Annotated in this window: 27 protein-coding genes and 1 riboswitch; of the genes, 16 read left to right on the top strand and 11 right to left on the bottom strand. The window is 47.1% G+C overall.

Going from position 1 to position 22139, the window contains the following annotated elements; translation table 11 throughout:
• Positions 1-127: 127 nt before the first annotated feature.
• Positions 128-1288 carry a competence protein CoiA family protein gene (locus AC2CGA_RS05250; protein ID WP_060386867.1) on the top strand — a complete coding sequence of 387 codons (1161 nt, stop codon included), beginning with the start codon at positions 128-130 and terminating at the stop codon, positions 1286-1288.
• A 227-nt stretch (positions 1289-1515) separates the two neighbouring features.
• Positions 1516-3345, top strand: a complete 1830-nt coding sequence (gene pepF / locus AC2CGA_RS05245) for an oligoendopeptidase F (protein ID WP_003155028.1) — start codon at positions 1516-1518, stop codon at positions 3343-3345.
• A 37-nt stretch (positions 3346-3382) separates the two neighbouring features.
• On the opposite strand, the gene AC2CGA_RS05240 is transcribed toward pepF, so the two are convergent.
• The 5 genes from AC2CGA_RS05240 to AC2CGA_RS05220 form a co-directional block, all read right to left on the bottom strand.
• Entirely contained in the window at positions 3383-3550 is a 168-nt protein-coding gene (locus AC2CGA_RS05240) for a hypothetical protein (protein ID WP_003155026.1), read from the bottom strand.
• A gap of 285 nt (positions 3551-3835) precedes the next feature.
• Positions 3836-4738 carry a protease adaptor protein SpxH gene (gene spxH, locus AC2CGA_RS05235; protein ID WP_003155024.1) on the bottom strand — a complete coding sequence of 301 codons (903 nt, stop codon included), beginning with the start codon at positions 4736-4738 and terminating at the stop codon, positions 3836-3838.
• The gene (locus AC2CGA_RS05230) at positions 4735-5133 is read right to left on the bottom strand and encodes a globin domain-containing protein (RefSeq protein WP_003155023.1); all 399 of its coding nucleotides are present in this window, start codon (positions 5131-5133) and stop codon (positions 4735-4737) included. Before AC2CGA_RS05230 ends, spxH begins: the two co-directional genes overlap by 4 nt.
• Positions 5134-5361: 228 nt before the next feature.
• A complete protein-coding gene (locus tag AC2CGA_RS05225; protein WP_003155022.1) occupies positions 5362-6048 on the bottom strand; it encodes a lytic transglycosylase domain-containing protein in 687 nt (228 codons plus the stop codon).
• A gap of 4 nt (positions 6049-6052) precedes the next feature.
• Positions 6053-6628 (bottom strand): CYTH domain-containing protein, encoded by a 576-nt coding sequence (locus tag AC2CGA_RS05220; protein WP_015388447.1) that lies wholly within the window; start codon positions 6626-6628, stop codon positions 6053-6055.
• 124 nt (positions 6629-6752) lie between these two features.
• Here AC2CGA_RS05220 and AC2CGA_RS05215 point away from each other — a divergent pair, with 124 nt between their 5' ends.
• Genes AC2CGA_RS05215 through AC2CGA_RS05200 form a run of 4 tightly spaced genes read left to right on the top strand, consistent with a single transcriptional unit; the run spans position 6753 to position 9511 of the window.
• Positions 6753-7118, top strand: coding sequence for a UPF0738 family protein (locus AC2CGA_RS05215; RefSeq protein WP_003155020.1), 366 nt, complete (start codon positions 6753-6755; stop codon positions 7116-7118).
• A 27-nt stretch (positions 7119-7145) separates the two neighbouring features.
• Positions 7146-7781 carry a GTP diphosphokinase gene (yjbM, locus tag AC2CGA_RS05210; RefSeq protein ID WP_003155019.1) on the top strand — a complete coding sequence of 212 codons (636 nt, stop codon included), beginning with the start codon at positions 7146-7148 and terminating at the stop codon, positions 7779-7781.
• A 21-nt stretch (positions 7782-7802) separates the two neighbouring features.
• Positions 7803-8603: an NAD kinase gene (locus AC2CGA_RS05205; RefSeq protein WP_003155018.1), complete on the top strand. Its 801-nt coding sequence runs from the start codon at positions 7803-7805 to the stop codon at positions 8601-8603.
• A 14-nt stretch (positions 8604-8617) separates the two neighbouring features.
• Positions 8618-9511: an RluA family pseudouridine synthase gene (locus AC2CGA_RS05200; protein WP_349686133.1), complete on the top strand. Its 894-nt coding sequence runs from the start codon at positions 8618-8620 to the stop codon at positions 9509-9511.
• Positions 9512-9544: 33 nt separating this feature from the next.
• On the opposite strand, the gene prpE is transcribed toward AC2CGA_RS05200, so the two are convergent.
• Positions 9545-10294: a bis(5'-nucleosyl)-tetraphosphatase PrpE gene (prpE, locus tag AC2CGA_RS05195; RefSeq protein WP_349686134.1), complete on the bottom strand. Its 750-nt coding sequence runs from the start codon at positions 10292-10294 to the stop codon at positions 9545-9547.
• 227 nt (positions 10295-10521) lie between these two features.
• On the opposite strand from prpE, the gene AC2CGA_RS05190 reads away from it, so the two are divergent.
• The 10 genes from AC2CGA_RS05190 to AC2CGA_RS05145 all read left to right on the top strand — a co-directional run bounded on the left by AC2CGA_RS05190 (position 10522) and on the right by AC2CGA_RS05145 (position 19433).
• On the top strand, positions 10522-12366 hold the full coding sequence (locus AC2CGA_RS05190) for a monovalent cation:proton antiporter family protein (RefSeq protein ID WP_046559491.1): 1845 nt from the start codon (positions 10522-10524) through the stop codon (positions 12364-12366).
• Positions 12367-12419: 53 nt separating this feature from the next.
• Positions 12420-12528, top strand: a riboswitch (TPP riboswitch).
• An 87-nt stretch (positions 12529-12615) separates the two neighbouring features.
• Positions 12616-13323 carry a thiaminase II gene (gene tenA / locus AC2CGA_RS05185; protein ID WP_003155011.1) on the top strand — a complete coding sequence of 236 codons (708 nt, stop codon included), beginning with the start codon at positions 12616-12618 and terminating at the stop codon, positions 13321-13323.
• Entirely contained in the window at positions 13301-13918 is a 618-nt protein-coding gene (gene tenI / locus AC2CGA_RS05180; protein ID WP_003155010.1) for a thiazole tautomerase TenI, read from the top strand. The genes tenA and tenI overlap by 23 nt, the downstream gene beginning before the upstream one ends.
• Positions 13902-15011, top strand: a complete 1110-nt coding sequence (gene thiO / locus AC2CGA_RS05175; protein ID WP_139885210.1) for a glycine oxidase ThiO — start codon at positions 13902-13904, stop codon at positions 15009-15011. Before tenI ends, thiO begins: the two co-directional genes overlap by 17 nt.
• Entirely contained in the window at positions 15008-15211 is a 204-nt protein-coding gene (gene thiS / locus AC2CGA_RS05170; protein WP_003155008.1) for a sulfur carrier protein ThiS, read from the top strand. Before thiO ends, thiS begins: the two co-directional genes overlap by 4 nt.
• Entirely contained in the window at positions 15208-15978 is a 771-nt protein-coding gene (thiG, locus tag AC2CGA_RS05165; RefSeq protein WP_088005363.1) for a thiazole synthase, read from the top strand. The genes thiS and thiG overlap by 4 nt, the downstream gene beginning before the upstream one ends.
• A complete protein-coding gene (gene thiF, locus AC2CGA_RS05160) occupies positions 15975-16985 on the top strand; it encodes a thiazole biosynthesis adenylyltransferase ThiF (RefSeq protein ID WP_139885211.1) in 1011 nt (336 codons plus the stop codon). The genes thiG and thiF overlap by 4 nt, the downstream gene beginning before the upstream one ends.
• A 22-nt stretch (positions 16986-17007) precedes the next feature.
• On the top strand, positions 17008-17820 hold the full coding sequence (gene thiD / locus AC2CGA_RS05155; protein WP_003155003.1) for a bifunctional hydroxymethylpyrimidine kinase/phosphomethylpyrimidine kinase: 813 nt from the start codon (positions 17008-17010) through the stop codon (positions 17818-17820).
• 130 nt (positions 17821-17950) lie between these two features.
• Positions 17951-18727 carry an enoyl-ACP reductase FabI gene (gene fabI / locus AC2CGA_RS05150; protein WP_139885212.1) on the top strand — a complete coding sequence of 259 codons (777 nt, stop codon included), beginning with the start codon at positions 17951-17953 and terminating at the stop codon, positions 18725-18727.
• 97 nt (positions 18728-18824) lie between these two features.
• Positions 18825-19433 (top strand): CotO family spore coat protein, encoded by a 609-nt coding sequence (locus tag AC2CGA_RS05145; protein ID WP_070081637.1) that lies wholly within the window; start codon positions 18825-18827, stop codon positions 19431-19433.
• Positions 19434-19491: 58 nt separating this feature from the next.
• Here AC2CGA_RS05145 and cotZ read toward each other — a convergent pair whose 3' ends face one another.
• From cotZ to AC2CGA_RS05120, 5 genes are all read right to left on the bottom strand, one after another.
• Positions 19492-19935, bottom strand: coding sequence for a spore coat protein CotZ (cotZ, locus tag AC2CGA_RS05140; RefSeq protein WP_003154997.1), 444 nt, complete (start codon positions 19933-19935; stop codon positions 19492-19494).
• 145 nt (positions 19936-20080) lie between these two features.
• Entirely contained in the window at positions 20081-20563 is a 483-nt protein-coding gene (locus AC2CGA_RS05135; RefSeq protein WP_003154995.1) for a CotY/CotZ family spore coat protein, read from the bottom strand.
• Between the two features lie 150 nt (positions 20564-20713).
• Complete coding sequence (locus tag AC2CGA_RS05130) at positions 20714-21214, bottom strand: spore coat protein (protein WP_003154994.1); 501 nt, start codon at positions 21212-21214, stop codon at positions 20714-20716.
• Between the two features lie 92 nt (positions 21215-21306).
• A complete protein-coding gene (locus AC2CGA_RS05125; RefSeq protein ID WP_003154993.1) occupies positions 21307-21621 on the bottom strand; it encodes a hypothetical protein in 315 nt (104 codons plus the stop codon).
• Between the two features lie 37 nt (positions 21622-21658).
• The gene (locus tag AC2CGA_RS05120; protein ID WP_003154992.1) at positions 21659-22045 is read right to left on the bottom strand and encodes a spore coat protein; all 387 of its coding nucleotides are present in this window, start codon (positions 22043-22045) and stop codon (positions 21659-21661) included.
• Positions 22046-22139 lie beyond the last annotated feature (94 nt).

The raw sequence follows: 22139 nt of genomic DNA, 5'->3' as shown, positions 1-22139 counted from the left end.
ATCGGTTTTTTTTGTTCTGAATGACAGGATGAACGGCTGAAAACCGTATAACGGCTCTCATCCGCAAACAGGATTATGCCTTCTTTCTGCTGAATACAACAAGATTCAGGAAAGGAGAAGATGCAACATGTTCAGTGCAGTGACTGCCGGCGGACGGCTCATTCAGCTGGCCGGAAGCTATTCAAAGGAAAAAGCGGCGGAGCTGAGAAAGAAACGCTGGTTCTGCCCCGTTTGCAAAAGTGAGCTTGATATCAAACTGGGACGCGAAAAACTGCCGCACTTCGCTCATAAAAAAAGCAGGCTGTGTCCCGGGGAATCCGAACCTGAAAGCGAATACCATCTGGAAGGAAAAAGACAGCTTTTTCTCTGGCTGAAGACACAAGGGTGCAGTGTCAGCCTGGAACCGTATCTGACTTCCGCTGGACAGCGGCCTGACTTGACGGCAGAAAGCGGAGAAGAAAGGCTGGCTTTTGAATTTCAATGTGCGAACCTTTCGGCGGACTCTTTAAAGAGCCGGACGGCAGGCCTGAAAAACGCCGGGTACCGGCCGGTCTGGATCATTGGGGCAAAACGGTTAAAACGGATGGCCGCGCAATTTTTCCGGCTTTCTGCTTTTCACTGGCAGTTCTTTGAAGTCAATTCATTTTCCTCCTTAATGTTTTACTGCCCCGACGCCCGCTCCTTTTACAGGCTGCATTCCATCACTCCGTTTTACACCGGCTATTCTTATGCCGGCTTAACCGCAATCCCTCTTCACAAAGCAAACCTGAAAGACATTTGTCATCCGGAAGGGCGGCACAGCGTCAGACTTTCCTCGTGGGGGCGTGCCGTTGCCGGCTTCCGCAACAAAGGCGGGCGGTTTTTATCTGAAGATGCCGGTCTTATCCGGCGTCTTTTTTACGAAAGACATCAGGTTGCATTTCCATTTCTCCCCTCTGAAGTGTTTATTCCCGTTTCAGCAGGCTTTGTGTTTGCAAGTCCCGTTTTTGTGTGGCAGGGCCATTTATACTTGCGGCTTGCGGAACTTTCTAAAAAAGGCGCGCCGATCCGATTATCCGGCATGGTTCATGATTTACGGCAAAAAATCAGGCATAAGGAGATCCGGATGCGGTATGGTTCACAAGACAGCCTTATCGGAATGGCGGTAAAACAATATGCTGATTTCTTATGCTTGCAGGATTTTTTAAGGGAAATTGAGAATGAAGTATATATGCTCTCATCTCAACAGAAGCGCCCTCAAACGGCAGAAGAGCTGCGCCGGCGGGACCTGCTCTTTTTTGGGGAATGAGAATGCTTCATTTCGTTCACCCTAACGTCAAGGTGGTGGCGAATGTGAGGGGCATACAAGCATTTTGTTTTCGTTTTTTCACTGTATTATTGGTATGCTCGGTCTTATATGCCGCATATGATTTGACAAAAGGCAGTGAAAAGCCGGAAGATAATCACAACACAAGTTTTTGGAGAAACAATCGTTTTTTCAATTGGCTTGAAGTAAAGAAAACGAGGGGGATCACCATGACTGAGGAAAATAAAGCAGCACAGCTGCCTGACAGAAGTGAAGTAAAGGCAGAGCATACATGGAGATTAGAGGATATTTTTCCTAGTGATGAGGCCTGGAATAAAGAATTTCAAGCAGTTAAAGAATTAATTCCGAATTTATCTTCATTTAAAGGCACGCTTGCTCATTCGGCTGATAATTTATACGCGGCGCTTACGGCACAGGATGAAGTGACGAACCGCCTTGGGAAACTTTATGCATACGCGCATATGCGCTCAGACCAGGATACGGGAAATTCTTTCTACCAAGGGCTGAACGACAAAGCCGCAAGCCTGTATTCTCAGGCTGCCAGCGCGACTGCTTACATTGAACCGGAAATTCTGGCGATTCAGGAGGACAAGCTGCACCAGTTTATTCTGGAAAAAGAGGAGCTTAAGCTTTACTCCCATGCAATTGAAGAAATTACAAAACAGCGTCCGCACGTGCTGAGCGAACAAGAAGAGGCCCTGCTTGCGGAAGCCTCTGAAGCGCTGTCTTCGCCTTCCAATACATTCAGTGTTTTAAATAACGCCGATATTACGTTTCCGTCGATTAAAGATGAAAACGGCAAGGAAACTCAAATCACACACGGCAACTTTATTAATTTCCTGGAAAGCAGCAATCGTGAAGTCCGCAAAAACGCATTTGAAGCCGTATATAAAACATACGGACAGTATAAAAACACGATGGCGACTACACTCAGCGGCACTGTAAAAAAAGATAATTTTTACGCCCGTGTGAAAAAGTATAAATCAGCACGGGAAGCGGCTTTATCCAATAACAGCATTCCTGAAGAGGTTTACGATAACCTTATCAAAACGATCAATAAACATCTTCCGTTATTACACCGTTACATTGACCTGCGGAAAAAGGTGCTCGGCCTTGATGAAGTCCATATTTATGACCTGTACACACCGCTTGTAAAAGATTCGGGAATGAAGGTCACATATGAGGAAGCGAAAGATTATATGCTCAAAGGACTTGCTCCGCTGGGCGAGGAATACGCGTCTATTTTAAAAGAAGGACTTGAAAACCGCTGGGTCGATGTATACGAAAACAAAGGAAAACGCAGCGGTGCTTATTCGTCCGGTACATACGGCACGAATCCGTACATCTTGATGAACTGGCATGATAATGTCAATAATCTGTTTACGCTCGTTCACGAGTTCGGCCATTCCGTGCACAGCTACTATACGAGAAAATATCAGCCGTATCCGTACGGTAACTACAGCATTTTTGTCGCTGAAGTCGCTTCAACGACTAATGAAGCGCTGCTCGGTGAATATATGCTGAACAGCTTAAAGGATGAAAAACAGCGTCTGTACCTGCTCAACCACATGCTTGAAGGATTCAGAGGCACAGTGTTCAGACAGACGATGTTCGCTGAATTTGAGCATCTGATTCATACGAAAGCGCAGGAAGGCGAGCCGCTAACGCCTGAACTGCTGAACGAACTTTATTATGATCTGAATAAAAAGTATTTCGGTGACAACATGGTGATTGATAAAGAAATCAGTCTGGAATGGTCAAGAATTCCGCATTTCTATTACAATTACTATGTGTATCAATATGCGACAGGCTACAGTGCGGCCCAAGCGCTGAGCAGCCAGATCTTAAAAGAAGGCAAGCCTGCGGTGGAGCGCTATACCGAATTCTTAAAAGCGGGAAGCTCGGAATATCCGATCGACATACTGAAAAAAGCGGGGGTCGATATGACATCGCCTGAACCGATCGAGGCGGCCTGCAAAATGTTTGAAGAGAAACTGAATGAAATGGAAGAGCTTCTTTCGAAAGTGAACCCTTCGTAATTCAAAAAAGCCTGTGCATTAAATGCGCAGGCTTTTTCTAAAACCCCTTAAACGTTTTTCGGTGATTCAGCCGGTACAGGGCAAACAATATGGACAGAAACAGCAGTGGAGATGTAATGTAAATCGGCAGCATGTGCATCATGGCCAGCAGGTTTAAAAAGAAGAAAAACACAATCATTCCGATGATCAATACGGTGCGGAGCATTGATTTCCCTCCTTGTTTATGATTGATATATTCTATGAAAACAAGCAGTCAGTTATGTTTTGTGACAAAAATATGAACATTAATCTTATGGCTTGTCAAAACTCGACAAGATTTGATATGATAAGGATGTGAAATTGATCACAAACAAACATTACCCCTTTGTTTGACCGTGAAAAATTTCTCCCATCCCCTTTGTTGTCGTTAAGACATATGAAACCGCGCTTATCCCGGCGCGGTTTCTTTATTTGCACAAAAAAAGCCGGCTCCGTAAGGAATCAGCTTTTTTTAATGGTCACAACAGGTGACATCCTCCTGGGTGCCGGCCAGAGATTTCCAAAACAGACCGTGCTTTGCTTCCACTCTGGCGACCTTTTTGGCGAATGCCAGTTTTTTCATTTCTTTTTCAACTTCTTCTAGACTCAAATCATAAACGAGTGCGATTTCTTTCGATGCGACAAACCGGAAATATTCAATGAAACATTCCAAAGGCGGCGTTTCAGAAGGCTTCGGTTCATCCCCGAGCATTTCGAATAAGATCTCTTCGTATACGTCATAAGAATAGTTGCCGGGAACCTTCAGCCCTTCATCATCATGCAGGCTGTTAAAGAACGTCAATGTCGGATTGACGGTGACGTCCATTTCCGCCGCGATTTTCATATCGCACTGAAGCGCTTTTACCGCGCTTTGCGAATGGAGGTCGCGCTTGAATTCTTCAACATCCAATTTCGTCTTTTCAGCAATTTCTAAAAGAACGTCTTCATCCGTAATATTCTGCTTGGAGACAAACAGGCTTTCCTGCATGCTGCGGAGAAACAGAATGCCCGCTTTTCTTCCCTGCAGTTCGGCCGCTTTTAAAGCGAGTGCGGCAAGGTAGGGCGATGAAAGAGGCTGATCCTGCTCAAGCCAAAGGCTTCCGTCACAGGGCATCCCGGAACGGTTCGCAATTTTTTCCCAAGCTTCGGCAAGAAGGTGTTTTTTCCGCTTTTGCTTATTCAGCGATGTAATGCTCGCGGAAACAATGATCCGCAGGGTGAAAAAACGTCCGTATTTGATTTTTAATTTTTTTATGGCGGGCTCCAGCGACCAGCATTCAGGACATAAAGGGTCGACAAACATGTAAATTTCGAGCGGTTTTTTTGGATGTCCGTGGCAATGGGCGAAGTATTGCTCATGCTGATAATTCGTCAATATGATCGATCCTCCGCTTCTGACTGGTTTACCATATGCCTGGCCGTCAGTTCCAGACGCCCGTACAGAAATTCACGAATATCGCCCTCCAGCCCGACCTGATCCATCGCTTTGCTCATACAGCTTAGCCACGCATCAGCCCTCTCGTCCGTAATCGGAAAGGGGAGATGCCTTGCCCTGAGCATGGGATGTCCGTGCTCTTCAGTATAAAGAGGAGGTCCGCCCAAATACTGGGTTAAAAATTGCTTTTGTTTTCTGGCCGTTTCAGTCAAATCACTTGGAAATATCGGCTTCAGCAAGGGATGAGACGAGACACGCTCATAAAAAGTATCAACAAGTTGCGATAGAAGTTCCTCTCCAATCGCTTCATATGGTGCGTTAAACGATTGTCCCATGTTGACTACTCCTTTATATGGCTAATAGGAATCATAATTCCCATTGCGAATTTATCTTTCAGTTTTACTATCTTCAGTTACTGTATATTTTAGCAATAACATTTTATTTCTACAAACAAAGTGCCTTTCTGTCAGGCGCTTGTATTTCATATCATATCACATCGTCTTCATTCATGTGTAAGATTTCACTCCGCAAAAAAACCAGAGGGCGAAGGAAGCCTCTCTGGTTTACGCGTAATACTGCCGGGTTATGTTTTTGACATATTGCTGTGTTTCCTTAAACGGCGGAATGCCTCCGTACCGATCTACGTTGCCGGGGCCTGCGTTGTAGGCGGCTAACGCGAGAGATACATTTCCGTCGTATTTCGTGAGCATCTGCTTTAAGTACTTTGTGCCGCCCTCAGCGTTCTGGACGGGATCAAGCGGGTTTGACACCCCGAGTGATTCTGCCGTAGAAGGCATGAGCTGCATCAGCCCCATTGCCCCCGCACCGCTGACCGCTTTCGGATTAAAGCCTGATTCCTGTTTAATAACCGCGCGGATCAGTTTTTCGTCCACTCCGTATTTTTCGGCTGCTTTCTGAATGGCGCTGTCTATTGAAAAGTTTCCGGTGCTGATGTCAGAAGCCGCATTCGGAGACTTTATGCTCGGGGAAACGGTCTGTGAAGCTGCCGCGGAACCGGATGAAACCGGAATTCTCGGTGAATATGAAGCGTGAGCGGTCCGCACACCGTTTAAAATCCCTGATTCCGGCTGCTGCCGGACGGCTGTGTCCGTATACTGGCTGAGCAGCGCGCTGAAATTGGCAAGCGGGCTTTCTGAAGATTGTCCGCCTGAATCCGTGCTTGTATGAGAGATTGATTGCAGCGCCATTGACTGCAGCTGGAGGAGGGCCGCCCAATTCGTTATATTCACTGTGTCATTCCACCTTTTTTTGTTTCTGTTCATAAAAACGCTGGATTTTATTTTTCGTGATCCGCTCTGGGATGCCGAATTGCTTGAGCAATTGTTCAAACGCCCGTTTTCCTTCATCCCAGTCAGCAGCCTCGAATTCCAATTCAAAGTCTTCTTTCTCTAAATATCGGCTGTGATCTAAAATGATTAAGCCTTTTTCTGATTCTTTTTCCGCGCGTGCGGTCGACAGTGTTCCGAAGCAGCAAATGTGTTCTGAACGGATACCTAGACCGTCCAGCTGCCGTTTGACGGGGCCATCCGGAATCTTGAAGACGTCAAGATCCGGTGCCGCCGCAAGCTGTTGGTGCGTTTCCAGCAGACCGACCGCGGCAGGTTCTTTTAAAGTCAGAACGAACGAGCCGTCTTTTTCTCGGATGCGGAGTGCTGATTTTTTTTGTTTCAGGGAAAAATCTTTCGTGTCGAAATAATGATTGACCTGCTGTTTAAAATCATATTCTTTCATGCAGAGTGCTTCACTCAGCTTCAGAAATTCTGATTTTGTCAGCAGGTTTTTGAATTCAATTTCTATTTCTTGGGTCATGACAGTCTTCCTTTCAGGACGAAAAATTGTATAATTCCCATTATCTCTTTAGAGGTTACGTTTATCAATATCGACCTTGATATGATAAAATAAATGCTGTACTTTGTTAAAAAAGGAGAACATTATGCAAAAGAGAATTGAAATCCAGAATGCATCATTAACAGAAGACGCGCTCCGCTTGAAGTGCGGAGAAGACTTAAGCGGAGCGGAACGCAAAGCCTCAGGTCAAATGCTTGTTGATTCCGATCACTTTGCTTTTGTATACATACTTGAATCAGCTGACTCTTTTGAATATGTCATTATAAAAGAACATATCTGGCCGGATCTGAAAGAAGCCTTAGACCAAAGAAAACCGGCGGTCCTTGAGGCCGGCGGAAAAACGGTTGAACTTTCAGGGCTGCATGAAGAACTCGATTATCTTCTTGAAAATATTAAAGATAATGCAAACTACGGAGATATGGAAGAAAAAGTGAAAAGCGTATTTCTTTAGAACAGGTTCGGAATTGGGGGATGTACGATGGATGACAAACAATGGGAGCAATTTCTAGCGCCATACCGCCAGGCTGTTGAAGAATTAAAGGTGAAGCTGAAAGGCGTCAGAACCCTTTATGAGTATGAAGATGACCACTCACCGATTGAGTTTGTGACAGGCCGCGTGAAGCCGGTGGCGAGCATACTTGAAAAAGCGAGACGAAAAAGCATACCGCTTCATCAGATTGAAACGATGCAGGATATCGCGGGGCTGCGTATTATGTGCCAATTTGTCGATGATATCCAGATCGTCAAAAATATGCTGTTTGCCAGAAAAGATTTTACCGTTGTCGATAAGCGGGATTACATAGCAGAGCATAAGGAAAGCGGATATCGGTCTTACCACCTTGTCGTTTTATATCCTTTACAAACAACGTCCGGTGAAAAGCACGTTCTTGTGGAGATACAGATTCGGACGCTTGCCATGAACTTTTGGGCAACCATTGAGCATTCACTGAATTACAAATACAGCGGGAACATTCCCGAAAAAGTAAAGCTGAGGCTGCAGCGGGCCTCAGAAGCCGCATCCCGGCTCGATGAAGAAATGTCAGAAATCCGCGGAGAAATCCAGGAAGCCCAAGCCGCGTTCTCGCGAAAGAAAAAAGCGGGAGACCGCCAGTAGGAAGGAAAGGAGGGGAATGGCATGAAATTTGCCGTTTCTTCAAAAGGAGACGAGGTTTCAGATACACTGAAAAGCAAAATACAGGCGTATTTACTCGATTTTGATATGACCTTGGATGAAAAAGAGCCGGAAATCGTTATTTCCGTCGGCGGTGACGGAACGCTTCTTTACGCATTTCACAGGTACAGCGACCGTCTTGATAAAACGGCTTTTGTCGGAGTTCACACGGGGCATTTGGGTTTTTATGCCGATTGGGTTCCGCAGGAGATAGAAAAGCTCGTTCTGGCCATTGCCAAAACGCCGTATCATACCGTGGAGTATCCCCTTCTTGAGGTGATTGTCACTTATCATGATGAAGAGCGTGAGGAGCGGTATCTGGCTTTGAACGAATGTACGATCAAAAGCATAGAAGGCAGTCTCGTCGCTGACGTGGAAATTAAAGGCCAGCTGTTTGAAACGTTCAGGGGAGACGGTTTATGTCTGTCCACGCCTTCCGGAAGCACGGCTTATAATAAGGCGTTAGGCGGTGCAATCATCCACCCTTCCATCAGGGCGATTCAGCTTGCCGAAATGGCATCTATCAACAACAGAGTGTTCAGGACTGTCGGCTCGCCGCTTTTGCTTCCCGATCATCATAACTGTGTCATCAAACCGAGAAACGACGTCGACTTTCAAGTCACAATTGATCATTTAACCTTGCTGCATAAGGATGTCAAGTCCATTCTATGCCGTGTGGCAAATGAAAAAGTCAGATTTGCAAGATTCCGCCCTTTTCCGTTTTGGAAAAGGGTGCAGGATTCCTTTATCGGAAAAGGCGAATAGAAAGAGGAAACGGATTGGACAACTTTTTTATCCAAAAGAACATGACTGCCCAGGATGCCGGCATGACGGTAAAAGAATATACGGCGCAGCTCGGCATTTCAAAGCGGCTTCTCGCTGATATTAAATTCGGCGGGGGAGACCTGCTTGTGAACGGAGAGCATGTAACCGTCCGCACCGTGTTAGCGGAGGGAGACGTGCTTAAGATTGAATTTCCGAAGGAGCATGTGAGTGAAACGCTTTTGCCTGAGCCGGTTCCGCTTGATATTCTTTATGAAGATGACCATGTGCTTGTGGTCAATAAACAGCCGTATGTCTCCTCAATTCCATCAAGAGAACACCCGTCGGAAAGCATCGCTAACGGAGTGATCAGCCACTACCGAAAAAGCGGCGTGCAATCAACGGTTCATCTTGTCACCCGCCTTGACAGGGATACATCGGGGGCGATGCTCATCGCCAAACATCGGCTTTCCCATTCTCTTTTGTCGGCAGCACAAAAAAAGGGGCTTGTCAGCAGGCGATATCTCGCTGTCGTACACGGGATCATGCTGCAGAAGGAAGGAACGGTGGACGCGCCCATCGGAAGAAAACACGACAGTATTATTGAGCGGATGGTAACGCCGGATGGACAACGAGCGGTGACGCATTTTCAAACGGAAAAAGCGGGACATGCGTTTACGCTTGCAGCCCTGCGGCTGGAAACGGGGCGGACGCATCAAATCCGGGTGCACATGAGCTACCTCGGCCATCCGTTAGTCGGTGATACATTGTACGGCGGAAAAAATGAGGGAATTGCCCGGCAGGCTCTTCACAGTGAGCGGCTTTCATTCGTACACCCCATGACCGGAGAAACGCTCGTTTTTCACGCTCCGGTGCCTGACGATATGAAAACATTAATTGAACACATGTAAAGCCCGAACCGTTTGCCGGTTTCGGGCTTTTTTTCATGCCTGCCTGCCGTGATCCTCGCGAAATCGTGAAGCATCATACGGCATAGAGCTTTCCACAGAGACGGTTTCATGCTCGGGAAAACGAAAGCCTGTCAGCTGATTGCCGAAGACACAGCCTGTATCAATGTTGACCGTACGGTTGACGATCCGGGGGCGTTTTACCGGGGTATGGCCGTACACAACCCACGCCTTGCCTTCATAGTCGGCAGCCCAGTCTCTTCTGACGGGTCTGCCGTCGGGATGCGTTTCACCCGTAATATCGCCGTACAGAACAAATTCTTTTACCTTACGCGAGTATTTACCGATATCGTCAGCTTTTATGCCGGCGTGGGCGACAACGAGATCGCCATTATGTAAAATGTCATAAAGCGGCGCTGACTCATATAATCGGATAAATTGTCCGGAGACTTCCGTTCTGTCGGCAGGAGACAGCTTTTTCAGTTCGGCTGCCGTCGTTTCCAGTCCGTGCATCACTTTTACGGGGTTTCCTTTTAAGTAACGATACAGTTTGTTGCAATGATTTCCCGGGACATAACGGACGGTTCCTTTTTCATATGCTTTTGCCACAAAACGCATCACTTCTACGGATTTTGGGCCTCTGTCCGTTAAATCCCCCGCAAAGACAAGCGTTCTGCCTTCAGAATGGACGGGCGTTCCGTCTTTCACTTCATATCCGAGCTTTTGCATTAAGGCGATCATTTCGTCATAACATCCGTGTATATCGCTGATGATGTCATAAGCCATTCGTTTCAGCCTCCTTATTAACGGTTTTTTATTTATTATGGGGCTAATTCCTATACCTAATTACGCTGTTTTGGTACAAATTAAAAAAAGAATTGAAGAAATAAAGCCTTATCACTTTTTTTTCGCGTTCAGCCTTGTTAGAATATGCGTTATGTTTTTAAAAAAAGTAAGGTTTCGTCCGCTTAAAGCGGGCTTTTATAACCCTTGTTTTAAGGAGGTATTTACAAATGGAACACACATCAGTCGCATCTTTAGTCGTCGTTCTGATCGTCGCTTTTTTGACGCCGCTCCTTTTACATCGGTTTAAGCTCAGCATCCCCGTCGTCGTCGCGGAGATCATCATGGGGCTTATTATCGGAAAAAGCGGCCTGAATCTTGTCGTTCAGGGAGACACGTGGCTGGAGACGCTGTCTGTTCTCGGCTTTATCTTTTTAATGTTTTTAAGCGGCTTGGAAATTGATTTTTCTTCATTTGAGAAAGGGAAGAAAAAACAATTCCTTCCGAACGGCAAGGAAGCGCCCAACACGTTTTCTGCCGCGCTGATTATCTTTTTCGGCATCTTTATTTTATCATTGCTGCTGTCCTATGCCTTTGTATTAGCCGGTTTTATTCAAAACGCATTTTTAATGACGCTTATTATTTCAACAATATCACTCGGTGTGGTGGTTCCGACTTTAAAGGAAGAACGGATCATGAACTCCAATATCGGCCAGATCATCCTGCTTGTCGCCGTTATCGCAGACTTGGCTACAATGATTCTGCTCGCTTTCTTCTCTTCTCTTTACGGAGAAGACAGCGGAAATATGTGGCTTCTGTTGATTCTCTTTGCAGCGGGGGTCGTGCTGTATTTCTTCGGCAGGATCTTTAAACACCGTTCATTTGTGCAGTCGATGTCTAAAGGCACTGTGCAGATCGGCACGAGAGCCATTTTCACACTGATTATCGTGCTTGTCGCTTTATCGGAATCTCTCGGGGCGGAAAATATTCTCGGCGCGTTTTTGGCAGGCGTTCTGGTATCGCTTCTGTCTCCGAATAAAGAAATGGTGGAACAGCTGGATTCCTTCGGCTACGGGTTTTTAATTCCGATCTTTTTCGTCATGGTCGGGGTGAAATTGGATATTTGGACGCTTTTCCAAGATCCGAAAACATTAACGATGATTCCGCTGCTTCTGCTTGCGCTGTTTATCAGCAAAATGTTCCCGGTGTTTTATTTAAAGAAATGGTACGACAAAAGAACCGTGTTTGCTTCGGGCTTTTTGCTGACGTCGACGCTGTCGCTTGTTATCGCGGCGGCTACGATCGGAGAAAGGCTCCACATTATCAGCGCCAATATGTCCGGCGCGCTGACTTTAGTTGCGGTTATTGCCAGCATCATCACGCCGATCGGCTTTAAGAAATTATTCAAACGGCATAGCGCGCCGCAGGAAAAAAAGCGCATTACATTTATCGGCGCCAACCAAATGACGCTCCCGGTTACGCTGGAATTGCCTGAGGAGGAATATGAAGTACGGGTCGTCCATGTGTATCAGGAAAATGCCGGGGAAACGCTTGCGGAATCCGTTTTTTCGGTTGACACGATTTCTGATTACGAGCCCGGCACGCTTGAGTCGCACGGTATTTTCAAAACGGATATTCTTGTCGTGGCGACGGGAAATGAAGATGTGAACGCTGAAATCGCCTTACTGGCGAAAGAGAAAGGGACTGAGCGTATCATCGCAAGCGTCGGCTCGGTTGAGCATGAAACAAAACTGAAAGAAGAGGGCATCAGTATTTTTTCTATCCTTCTGTCTACAAAAACGCTGCTGCGCGCGTTAATTGAGGCGCCGGGCGTGATGAGCCTCCTGACGAATGAGGAGTCTTCGTTATATCAGATCAATCTGGAAAACCCGGCGTATAACGGCATCATTCTGCGGGAATTTCCGCTGATGGGCGATGTGATTTTCGTCCGGATTTTCAGAGGTGTGGACAGCATCGTTCCGCACGGAGACACACGGCTGAAAACAGGAGACCGTCTCATCGTCACAGGCTCGCGCAACTACGTGTCAGAACTGAGAAAAATCCTTGAAGCTTGACCAAATTGCAATTCGTGATAATATAGAAGGCATAACAAATAAATCATTAATCGTATGACCACTAGGGGTGTCCTTCATAAGGGCTGAGATAAAAGTGAGACTTTTAGACCCTCATAACTTGAACAGGTTCAGACCTGCGTAGGGAAGTGGAGCGGTATTTTTTTGGGGTTCCTTTTATCCATTTAAATTCCAAACCACTTTTCCGATGCGGGAAAGTGGTTTTTTTATTTTATCAGGGGGGAAGACATGATGACATTTTCTGAAGAATGCAGACAGGCGGCTGCCGAATGGTGGGACGGAAGTTTTGTTCATCCGTTTGTAACGGGAATCGGTGACGGAAGCCTGCCGATAGACCGTTTCAGCTATTACGTGCTGCAAGATTCCTACTATTTGACGCATTTTGCAAAAGTTCAGGCGTTCGGCGCCGCATATGCCGAAGACTTGTTTACGACGGGCAGGATGGCGGGCCACGCTCAAGGGACATATGAAGCGGAAATGGCGCTGCACCGCGAGTTTACGGAGCTTTTAGGAATTACGGAAGAAGAGCGTGCAGCATTTAAACCGGCACCGACCGCCTATTCTTATACGTCTCATATGTACAGATCGGTGATGAGCGGCAATTTTGGAGAAATATTAGCTGCGCTTCTGCCTTGTTATTGGCTTTATTATGAAGTCGGCGAACACCTAAAAGAGTGCAAACCGGAGCATCCGATTTATGAAAAATGGATCGGTACATACGGCGGAGACTGGTTCAGACAGCAGGTCGAAGAACAGATCAGCCGTTTTGACGAGATTGCTGAAAACAGCACAGAGGAAATCCGCGCGAAAATGAAAGAGAATTTTGTGATTTCAAGCTATTATGAATATCAATTTTGGGGAATGGCTTATCAAAAAGAAGGCTGGTCCGAGAAGGACGGAAAAGAGGTGGAATCCTTTGGAGCTGCACGCGGTAACTGATAATCGCAAACCCGTTGCCGAGCTGGCCGAGGATATTCTATCGATTCAGCGCGAAGTGAGCTTTATCCATATCCGTGAGCGGGATAAAACAGCGGGAGAGATCATGCAGCTTTTGTCCCTTTTGAAAAAGGGCGGTGCGGATAAGGACAAATTGATCATCAATGACAGGGCGGATATCGCGCTTTTTGCCAACATACACCGTGTTCAGCTTCCGTCCCGCAGCTTTTCCGTAAAGCAGGTGCGAAGCAGATTTCCCCATCTTCATATCGGACGTTCGGTTCATTCGCTGGAAGAAGCCATCCAAGCTGAAAAGGAAGATGCGGATTATGTGGTGTTCGGCCATATATTTGAAACCGAATGTAAACAAGGACTTGAAGCAAGAGGCATCAGCCTGCTTTCAGAGATCAAACGCACGCTTTCCATCCCCGTTATCGCAATCGGCGGAATGACACTGCAGACGATCGGACACACAAAGCAGGCGAAGCCGGACGGAATTGCCGTCATGTCAGGCATTTTCTCAGCTGAAAATCCCGAGGAGGCGGCAAAACGGTATGCACGCGCGGTAAGGGAGGCCGATTATGAAGAAGCACTATGATACGGCGGTGATCGGCGGCGGAATTATCGGGTGCGCCATTTCTTATGAGCTGGCGAAGACGCAGCAGAACGTTGTCTTGTTTGAAGCTGGAGAAGTCGGCCGAAAAACGACAAGCGCTGCCGTGGGAATGCTGGGCGCTCATGCGGAATGTGAAAACCGGGATGCGTTTTTTAATTTTGCCATGCACAGTCAAAGGCTGTATGAAGCGGCGGGGCAAGAGCTTGAGGAAGCTAGCGGCATTGACATCAGGCGCCATAACGGCGGAATGCTTAAACTGGCGTATACCGAAGAAGATATCGCCCGTTTACGGAAGATGGATGATCTGCCTTCCGTCACTTGGCTTTCAGCGGAAGATGCCCTTGAAAAAGAGCCTTACGCTTCAAAAGACATTCTCGGCGCAAGTCTTATAAAAGACGATGTCCATGTCGAACCGTACTATGTTTGCAAAGCGTATGCAAAAGGAGCGCGGCGCTATGGCGCTGACATATGTGAGCACACACAAGTCACCTCCGTAAAACGGGTGAACGGAGAATATTGCATCACAACGTCCGGCGGGGATGTTTATGCTGACAAAGTCGCAGTTGCAAGCGGTGTATGGAGCGGCCGGTTTTTCAGCCGGCTCGGCTTGGGACAGCCTTTTTTTCCTGTGAAAGGAGAATGCCTTTCCGTGTGGAATGACGATACCCCGCTGACCAAAACCCTTTACCATGATCATTGTTATGTCGTCCCGAGAAAAAGCGGCCGGCTTGTCATCGGCGCCACGATGAAACAGGGCGACTGGAGCGATACGCCTGACATCGGAGGAATTGAGGCCGTCATTGCAAAAGCGAAAACCATGCTTCCCGCCATCGAACATATGAAAATAGACCGGTTTTGGGCGGGGCTCAGGCCGGGAACAAGAGACGGAAAGCCGTTTATCGGGCAACACCCTGAAGACAGCGGCATCATCTTCGCCGCCGGCCATTTTCGGAACGGCATCCTGTTGGCGCCGGCAACGGCTGAAATGGTGCGGGATATGATCATGGAAAGACAGATTAAACAGGAATGGGAAGAAGCGTTTCGAATCGATCGCAAGGAGGCTGTTCATATATGATCCTTCAGCTGAACGGAAAACAAATTGATTGGAATCGAAAAGAGGGGACGGTTCAGGATTTGCTTGAATCGTACCAGCTTGACCAAAGAATCGTAGTTGTGGAGAGAAATAAAGAAATCATTGAAAAAAAGAATTATGAAAATACAAGTTTGTGTGACCGCGATGTCATAGAAATTGTCCATTTTGTAGGAGGCGGATGAGGATGTTAACAATAGGCGGAAAACAGTTTCGGTCAAGATTGCTGTTAGGAACGGGAAAATATCCGAGTTTTGAGATTCAGAAAGAGGCGGTGGCCGTCTCGGAATCAGATATTTTAACCTTTGCGGTGCGGCGGATGAACATCTTTGAAGAGTCTCAGCCTAACTTTCTCGAACAGCTTGATTTGTCTAAATACACGCTTCTGCCGAATACGGCCGGCGCCGCAACGGCTGAAGAGGCGGTCCGAATCGCAAGGCTTGCCAAAGCTTCAGGGCTTTGTGACATGATAAAAGTAGAAGTCATCGGATGCAGCCGGTCACTTTTGCCTGATCCGGTTGAAACGCTGAAAGCATCAGAACAGCTGCTCGAAGAGGGATTTATCGTGCTTCCGTATACGTCGGACGATGTCGTGCTCGCAAGACGTCTTGAGGAGCTCGGAGTGCATGCCATTATGCCGGGCGCTTCGCCGATCGGTTCCGGTCAGGGAATTTTAAATCCGCTGAATCTTTCCTTTATCATTGAACAGGCGAAGGTGCCGGTCATTGTCGATGCCGGCGTCGGATCTTCAAAAGACGCCGCCTACGCGATGGAGCTCGGGGCTGACGGCGTGCTGTTAAATACCGCTGTGTCAGGCGCAGATGATCCGGTCAAAATGGCCAGGGCGATGAAGCTTGCCGTAGAAGCGGGCCGTCTTTCTTATGAAGCCGGGAGAATTCCGGTGAAAGATTACGGAACTGCAAGCAGTCCGCGAGACGGTCTTCCGGTATGACGGACAGATATTCCAGACAGGAGCTGTTTCAGCCGATCGGTCCCACCGGCCAAGAGAAGCTCCGGTCGTCTCATGCCGTGATTATCGGCGCGGGTGCGCTTGGGACGGCAAGTGCGGAGATGCTTGTCAGAGCAGGGGTCGGGAAGGTAACGATCGCTGACAGAGATTATGTGGAGTGGAGTAATCTCCAGCGCCAGCAGCTTTATACCGAAGACGATGTCAGACAGGAAATGCCGAAAGCCGCGGCGGCTGAAAAACGGCTTCGGTCTATAAATAGCGATGTAGAGGTCGAGGGATTTGTCATGGATGTCACTGCGGAAAACGCACCCGGATTGATTCGTGACGCCTCCCTCATCGTGGATGCCGCCGACAACTTTGAAACGAGGCTGATTGTGAACGATGCGGCTGTGCAGAAAGGGATTCCCTTTCTGTACGGCGCCTGTGTCGGCAGCTACGGGCTCTCTTTTACCGTCATTCCCGGTGTCACGCCGTGCCTTCACTGTCTGCTTGAGACATTGCCTTTAGGCGGTATGACATGCGATACGGCGGGAATCATCAGCCCGGCTGTATTGCAGACGGCCGTTTTTCAGGCAGCAGATGCGCTGAAGCTGTTAACGGGCGGATCTATCGAGCATGTTCTCCGTTCCTTTGATTTATGGAAAAATGAACGGTCAGAAATAAACGTCGCCCGTCTTAAGTCGGCTGATTGCCCAAGCTGCGGCACAAATGATTTTCCGTTTTTATCCTTTGAAAATCAGACAAAAGCGGCGGTTCTGTGCGGGCGGAACACGGTGCAGATCAGAACGGGGATTTCCGAACAGTTTGATCTGCAAAATCTTGCTGGGCAGCTCAGACGGGCAGGGCTTGATGTTTCAGCCAACCCGTATTTAATTTCGTTTTGCACAGACAATTTCAAGATGGTACTGTTTCGTGACGGCAGAGCATTAATACACGGCACAAGTGATATCAGCAGAGCGAAATCTTTTTATCATAAATGGATCGGATAATGTGAAAGGAGCGAAAAACATCATGAGCATATGCAAAGCATTGACGATTGCCGGATCAGATTCAGGAGGCGGCGCCGGTATACAGGCGGATCTCAAAACCTTTCAGGAGCTCGGCGTTTTCGGGATGTCAGCCCTTACAGCGGTAACCGCCCAGAACACGTTGGGCGTTCACGGCATTTATCCGCTCACCCGGGAGGCGCTGGGCAGCCAGATTGACGCGGTGGCGGAAGATTTGCGGCCTGATGCTGTAAAAACAGGAATGCTGTGGAGCGCGGAAATGATTGCGGAAATTGCGGAAAAAACGGATCAGTACGGGCTTGATCATCTCATCACCGATCCCGTCATGATTGCCAAAGGAGGCGCTTCCCTGCTGCGTGAGGAATCTCAGGCCGCGTTAAAAGAGCTGTTAATTCCGCGCAGCTATGCGGTGACGCCGAATGTTCCGGAAGCTGAGGTATTGACGGGGATGGAAATCCGCACGTTTGAGGACCGGAAAAAAGCGGCCGAACGCCTTTGCAAGCTTGGGGCAAAGCATGTCATCATAAAAGGCGGACATCAGCCTGAACAGGGGAGAATCGTTGATTTATTATTTGACGGTTCGTCTTTTACCCAAATCAGCCACGCTTATATTGACACGAAACACACCCACGGAACAGGCTGCACGTTCGCAGCCGCGCTGACGGCAGAAACGGCAAAGGGGAAAAACATTCAGACCGCGTTTGAGACAGCTGTCAATTTTGTGCGGGAAGCCGTGGAACATACACTCGGCATCGGAGCGGGACACGGCCCGACCAATCATTTTGCCTTTAAAAGGAACAGTCTGCAGACGAGATAAAAAAGAGACCGCTTCAACATCCGCGGTCTTTTTCCCATGCTTTCAATCTGGACAAGGTTATGATATGATAAAAATTAAGATCAGGTACTAAAACTATGTCTTTAAGACGATTACAGGAGGCTTTATACATATGAATTTCTCACTTGAAGGCCGCAACATCGTTGTGATGGGCGTTGCCAATAAACGCAGTATCGCATGGGGAATCGCCCGTTCGCTGCATGAAGCCGGAGCGCGCCTCATTTTCACTTACGCGGGAGAGCGCTTGGAAAAATCAGTTCATGACCTTGCGGCTACATTAGAAAGAAATGATTCCATCATCCTTCCGTGTGATGTGACAAATGACGCTGAGGTCGAAACTTGCTTTGCAAGCATTAAAGAGCAGGTCGGCGTGATTCACGGCATCGCGCACTGCATCGCGTTCGCAAACAAAGAAGAGCTTGTCGGCGAATATTTAAATACGAACCGCGAAGGATTCCTGCTTGCGCATAACATCAGTTCTTACTCTCTGACAGCGGTCGCAAAAGCGGCGCGTCCGATTATGACTGAAGGCGGAAGCATCGTTACACTCACTTACCTCGGCGGAGAGCGCGTCGTTTCAAACTATAACGTAATGGGTGTGGCAAAAGCGTCTCTTGATGCGAGCGTGAGATATTTAGCCGCTGACTTAGGAAAAGAAAACATCCGCGTCAACAGCATTTCAGCAGGGCCGATCCGTACGCTGTCTGCAAAAGGAATCAGTGATTTCAACTCTATCCTGAAAGAAATTGAAGAGCGCGCGCCGCTGCGCCGCACGACAACACCTGAAGAAGTGGGCGACACGGCTGCATTCTTGTTCAGTGACCTGTCAAGAGGCATCACGGGCGAAAATCTTCATGTGGATTCAGGATTCCATATTACCGCACGTTAAATAACAAGCAGTCCCTTTCAGGGATTGCTTTTTTCTTTCTTCTGATTTTAATCATTCCGTCATATAAATAAAACATGACAGAATCGGAGGGATGAAGATGTCAAAACAAAACAGAAACGCGGAAAAAAAACCGCTCATGTATATTGTTCAGGCGGATTATTCAGACACGCAATCATCAATGCAGGACATATTAATCAAAAAAAGGAAAGCGCCGCAGCCGCCGGAAGAAGAGCCGATGCATGGAAAGCGGGAGGAAGAATGTAAAACTCAGCCTGAAGGAGCAGTGGCTGTCGAACCAGAAAAGCAAGTACCTGAACAGCACAGCCGCTCAGAAGAAGCCGTTCAAGAAGTTCCGGCGCAAGCGGAGCAGGACACTGCCAAGCCTGACGCCGCTAAAAAAGAGCCTGACGCCGCTGAAAAAGAGCCTGAAGCGGTTCACAATGCCGCCCCAGAGGAAAAGGTTCCGCCAAAGCGCGTGAAAAAGCCGATGAGCAGAATGTCCATTCTTGAAAAAATTGATTTCTTAACGAAGCTGCCGCATAATATGCCGCGGACCCTTTGTCTGATAGAAGCCAACGGGAAAACCTACAGAGGCGTAATCGTCGGAAGAAAAAATAATGCGATCTTCCTGCGGACGACAAGCAACGGAGCGCCGGCAGAACTCGCAATAGACGATATTACCTCGCTGCATCCGCTTGGATTTTAACCATACAAAAAGCTGCCTGAATTCTTTAATCCGGCAGCTTATTTTTATGCTTTTTGATTTAAGAATGTGTGCGGTTGATCAGTCTCGGGTTCAGGCAATTGATGGCGCAGAAGCTATGGAGATCGACTTCAACGCAATAGTTCGTTTTTTCTAAACGGAATACATCGCAGAGAGAGTCTTTATCTGTAAAATCAAGAATGTGCTTATGCTCGTCAAAAGCAATAAGCAGGCTTAATGTGGCACAGCCGTCACAGACCCTTTCAACTCTGAAAAAAACGGTGTTAAAACACGGACCGTTATCCAGCTCGCCGACATTTCCGAATGCGGTAAACGGTGATGATTTAGAAGTGAAAAGTACAAACGGCACTGTATCGCCTAATGAAAAACCCGGCGATAAAAGGTTGGAATAGCATCCGGCCGGGCAATCTTCCTCGACCGCATTTTGCAGGTCTTCAATATTTTCTACCGCTTCACGCACACAGTATGTTGTATGCTTGCTCATAATATCCCTCCTGACTTCACGTTTTATATACCGGATTAAACGATATCGGAGAGTCAGCCGCCCGGAAGTCCGGGCGGGCTGATGATTGCATCTGTAATAGAAGGTTGGAAGGGGATTCTTCTTTAGGAAAGATGCGAATCAATGACTATCCGTGATGCTTTTTCTCTTTGTGCGGCTCAGGCCGGTCAACAAGCTCCGGTGAAAGGCATTGAATGGCGCTGAAGCAGCTCAGATCAACTTCAATGCAAAAATCTGTTTTTTCTAAACCGAAGAAATCCGGGTCACAAGGATGGCAGACGCTGAGGGTGTCGCCGTGCACATCTACGGGGCGCAATACTGAAAGCGTTGCGCAGCAATCACAAACTCTTTCTGCCCGGAAGAAAATAGACTCGAAGCACTGGCTGTCATCCGCAAATCCTCCGACGTTCCCGAATGTGGAGAACAAACCGCCTTTTTTATCAAACAAGAGAAACGGGATGGTATCTTTACCGGTAACCGTCGGGCTTAACAGATTGGTATAGCATCCAGTCGGGCATTGTTCTTCAACAGCCTCTTGTTCTGCTAAAATCTTCTCGACTGCATCGCATACACAACTTTCATCTCGGCCATGGTGTTTTCCGCAGCTCATGGATTTCAGCTCCTTCTTTTAGGGTATTTGACTTTTGTCTTTAACAACATATGTACGCGAGCCTCACTTGGTGTGGGTGAACGTCTATATATTCATCATATGCGGAGAAAATAAGAAAAAGCAGAGCATTTTTAGCTCTGCTTTTTCTTTTTAGAGGACAAGGGTGATGACTAAGACGGCAATCAGTAAATTTGTCGCTGTTGAGATCAACACTGCGATATCGGCATCTACTGTTGTCACGTTTACGCCGCGGGAGTTTTCGATGAGCAATTTTTGACGGTTGATTTGTTTGTTAGCTGTTAGCTGCAATAAGTCTTGTGCGACCAATTCAGCGATGACTCCGTCAGCAATTGAAGTGAGAGTGGCCGTTACGACTGCTGCATTAATCGCTGTCATGACTGAAGCGACTGCTTGAACGTCTGTTGACGTTACGTTAATATCACAAGAGTCTCTGATAATAATCGCTTCTTCAGAAACTTGTTTGTTGATATTCGCCTGAGCCAGGTCTTGGTCAAGGAAGGCATTATCTTCGCCAAATCCATGTCCGTTACAGCAAACACTGCATCTTCTTCCTTCTTTTTCTTCTTTTTCTTCTCGCGGATGTTCGCATTCAGGATCAAGTGCAACCCAAGAGTATGGTCTGCTTTCCATATCTATTCCTCCTTTTCTTTTACTATTATTAAATGAGCCGGCCCCTTATTTTGACTCAGGCATCTATCCTGATAAAAATCACTATTTTTTAGTTATTGACCGGGATTTTGGCGTCTTTGCCGGAGCTGTTCGATTAATTGTTCTCTGCGGGTTTGCGGATTTGTCTGCTGTTCTTGCGCTTTTTCCTGCTCTTTTTTCTGTTTCTGGCTTTCAAGAAAAGCTTCTGTTTTCGCCTGCATGTCTTTGACTAATGCGATCAGCATTTCTTTTTCTTCATCAGGGATTTCCCGCATTTTATCCTTTGTCACGCCGTGTTTTTTGAAGACATTGCTGACAAGCACCTTTAAAAGCGGATCCACTTCTGGTAGATTTTCGAGTTCTTTTTTTAATTTTTCGTTATCTGCCATTTGTTCTCACCTCTATTTAAATATTTGAAAAGAAAGGTTAAAGGATGTCTAGTTCAGCAAAAAGTATATTTAATAATTGAAACAAAATTTGTACAAAGGCCATGATATCGTCTGCTGTCAGTGTGATTTTAATATTGCGGCTGTTCAGGACTTGAATGACGGTCCTCTTTTTTATTTGGCAATCATCCAGGATCAGCAGTTCGGTTGCGATTTGGTCGGCTGTGTCTTCATCTGCGATCGCGAGCTGTGTCGCGAGGATAATCGCCGTAGTAACTGAGGCTTGTATAGAAAGAGCGGCCGTTATATGTGTTGTATCTATTGTGACATTTTCGCAATCAATCACTTCGATCGTCTGCTCGAATTCGTTGGATAATTGTTCGTATATTTGCGGTTGCAGTGTTTCGACTTTTTCTTCAAACGACATAACCTTCACTCCTTTCTCATTCATACTCTATATAATGCAAATGAAACGCCGAGCGGAATAAGAAAAACAACTAAACCGCACCTATTTTTTTACC

The organism is Bacillus sp. SYZHCR11, assembly GCF_057196865.1.
The sequence above is the reverse complement of the archived record's forward strand: the minus strand, read 5'-3'. Positions and strand labels throughout refer to the sequence as shown.

What these genes read in the sequence shown, in the direction of transcription:
- AC2CGA_RS05250 (WP_060386867.1), top strand. Translation starts at nt 128, where the DNA reads ATGTTCAGTGCAGTGACTGCCGGCGGACGGCTCATTCAGCTGGCCGGA.
- pepF (WP_003155028.1), top strand. Translation starts at nt 1,516, where the DNA reads ATGACTGAGGAAAATAAAGCAGCACAGCTGCCTGACAGAAGTGAAGTA.
- AC2CGA_RS05240 (WP_003155026.1), bottom strand. Translation starts at nt 3,550, where the DNA reads ATGCTCCGCACCGTATTGATCATCGGAATGATTGTGTTTTTCTTCTTT.
- AC2CGA_RS05230 (WP_003155023.1), bottom strand. Translation starts at nt 5,133, where the DNA reads ATGGGACAATCGTTTAACGCACCATATGAAGCGATTGGAGAGGAACTT.
- AC2CGA_RS05220 (WP_015388447.1), bottom strand. Translation starts at nt 6,628, where the DNA reads ATGACCCAAGAAATAGAAATTGAATTCAAAAACCTGCTGACAAAATCA.
- AC2CGA_RS05215 (WP_003155020.1), top strand. Translation starts at nt 6,753, where the DNA reads ATGCAAAAGAGAATTGAAATCCAGAATGCATCATTAACAGAAGACGCG.
- yjbM (WP_003155019.1), top strand. Translation starts at nt 7,146, where the DNA reads ATGGATGACAAACAATGGGAGCAATTTCTAGCGCCATACCGCCAGGCT.
- AC2CGA_RS05205 (WP_003155018.1), top strand. Translation starts at nt 7,803, where the DNA reads ATGAAATTTGCCGTTTCTTCAAAAGGAGACGAGGTTTCAGATACACTG.
- prpE (WP_349686134.1), bottom strand. Translation starts at nt 10,294, where the DNA reads ATGGCTTATGACATCATCAGCGATATACACGGATGTTATGACGAAATG.
- AC2CGA_RS05190 (WP_046559491.1), top strand. Translation starts at nt 10,522, where the DNA reads ATGGAACACACATCAGTCGCATCTTTAGTCGTCGTTCTGATCGTCGCT.
- tenA (WP_003155011.1), top strand. Translation starts at nt 12,616, where the DNA reads ATGACATTTTCTGAAGAATGCAGACAGGCGGCTGCCGAATGGTGGGAC.
- thiO (WP_139885210.1), top strand. Translation starts at nt 13,902, where the DNA reads ATGAAGAAGCACTATGATACGGCGGTGATCGGCGGCGGAATTATCGGG.
- thiS (WP_003155008.1), top strand. Translation starts at nt 15,008, where the DNA reads ATGATCCTTCAGCTGAACGGAAAACAAATTGATTGGAATCGAAAAGAG.
- thiG (WP_088005363.1), top strand. Translation starts at nt 15,208, where the DNA reads ATGAGGATGTTAACAATAGGCGGAAAACAGTTTCGGTCAAGATTGCTG.
- thiF (WP_139885211.1), top strand. Translation starts at nt 15,975, where the DNA reads ATGACGGACAGATATTCCAGACAGGAGCTGTTTCAGCCGATCGGTCCC.
- thiD (WP_003155003.1), top strand. Translation starts at nt 17,008, where the DNA reads ATGAGCATATGCAAAGCATTGACGATTGCCGGATCAGATTCAGGAGGC.
- fabI (WP_139885212.1), top strand. Translation starts at nt 17,951, where the DNA reads ATGAATTTCTCACTTGAAGGCCGCAACATCGTTGTGATGGGCGTTGCC.
- AC2CGA_RS05145 (WP_070081637.1), top strand. Translation starts at nt 18,825, where the DNA reads ATGTCAAAACAAAACAGAAACGCGGAAAAAAAACCGCTCATGTATATT.
- cotZ (WP_003154997.1), bottom strand. Translation starts at nt 19,935, where the DNA reads ATGAGCAAGCATACAACATACTGTGTGCGTGAAGCGGTAGAAAATATT.
- AC2CGA_RS05135 (WP_003154995.1), bottom strand. Translation starts at nt 20,563, where the DNA reads ATGAGCTGCGGAAAACACCATGGCCGAGATGAAAGTTGTGTATGCGAT.
- AC2CGA_RS05130 (WP_003154994.1), bottom strand. Translation starts at nt 21,214, where the DNA reads ATGGAAAGCAGACCATACTCTTGGGTTGCACTTGATCCTGAATGCGAA.
- AC2CGA_RS05125 (WP_003154993.1), bottom strand. Translation starts at nt 21,621, where the DNA reads ATGGCAGATAACGAAAAATTAAAAAAAGAACTCGAAAATCTACCAGAA.
- AC2CGA_RS05120 (WP_003154992.1), bottom strand. Translation starts at nt 22,045, where the DNA reads ATGTCGTTTGAAGAAAAAGTCGAAACACTGCAACCGCAAATATACGAA.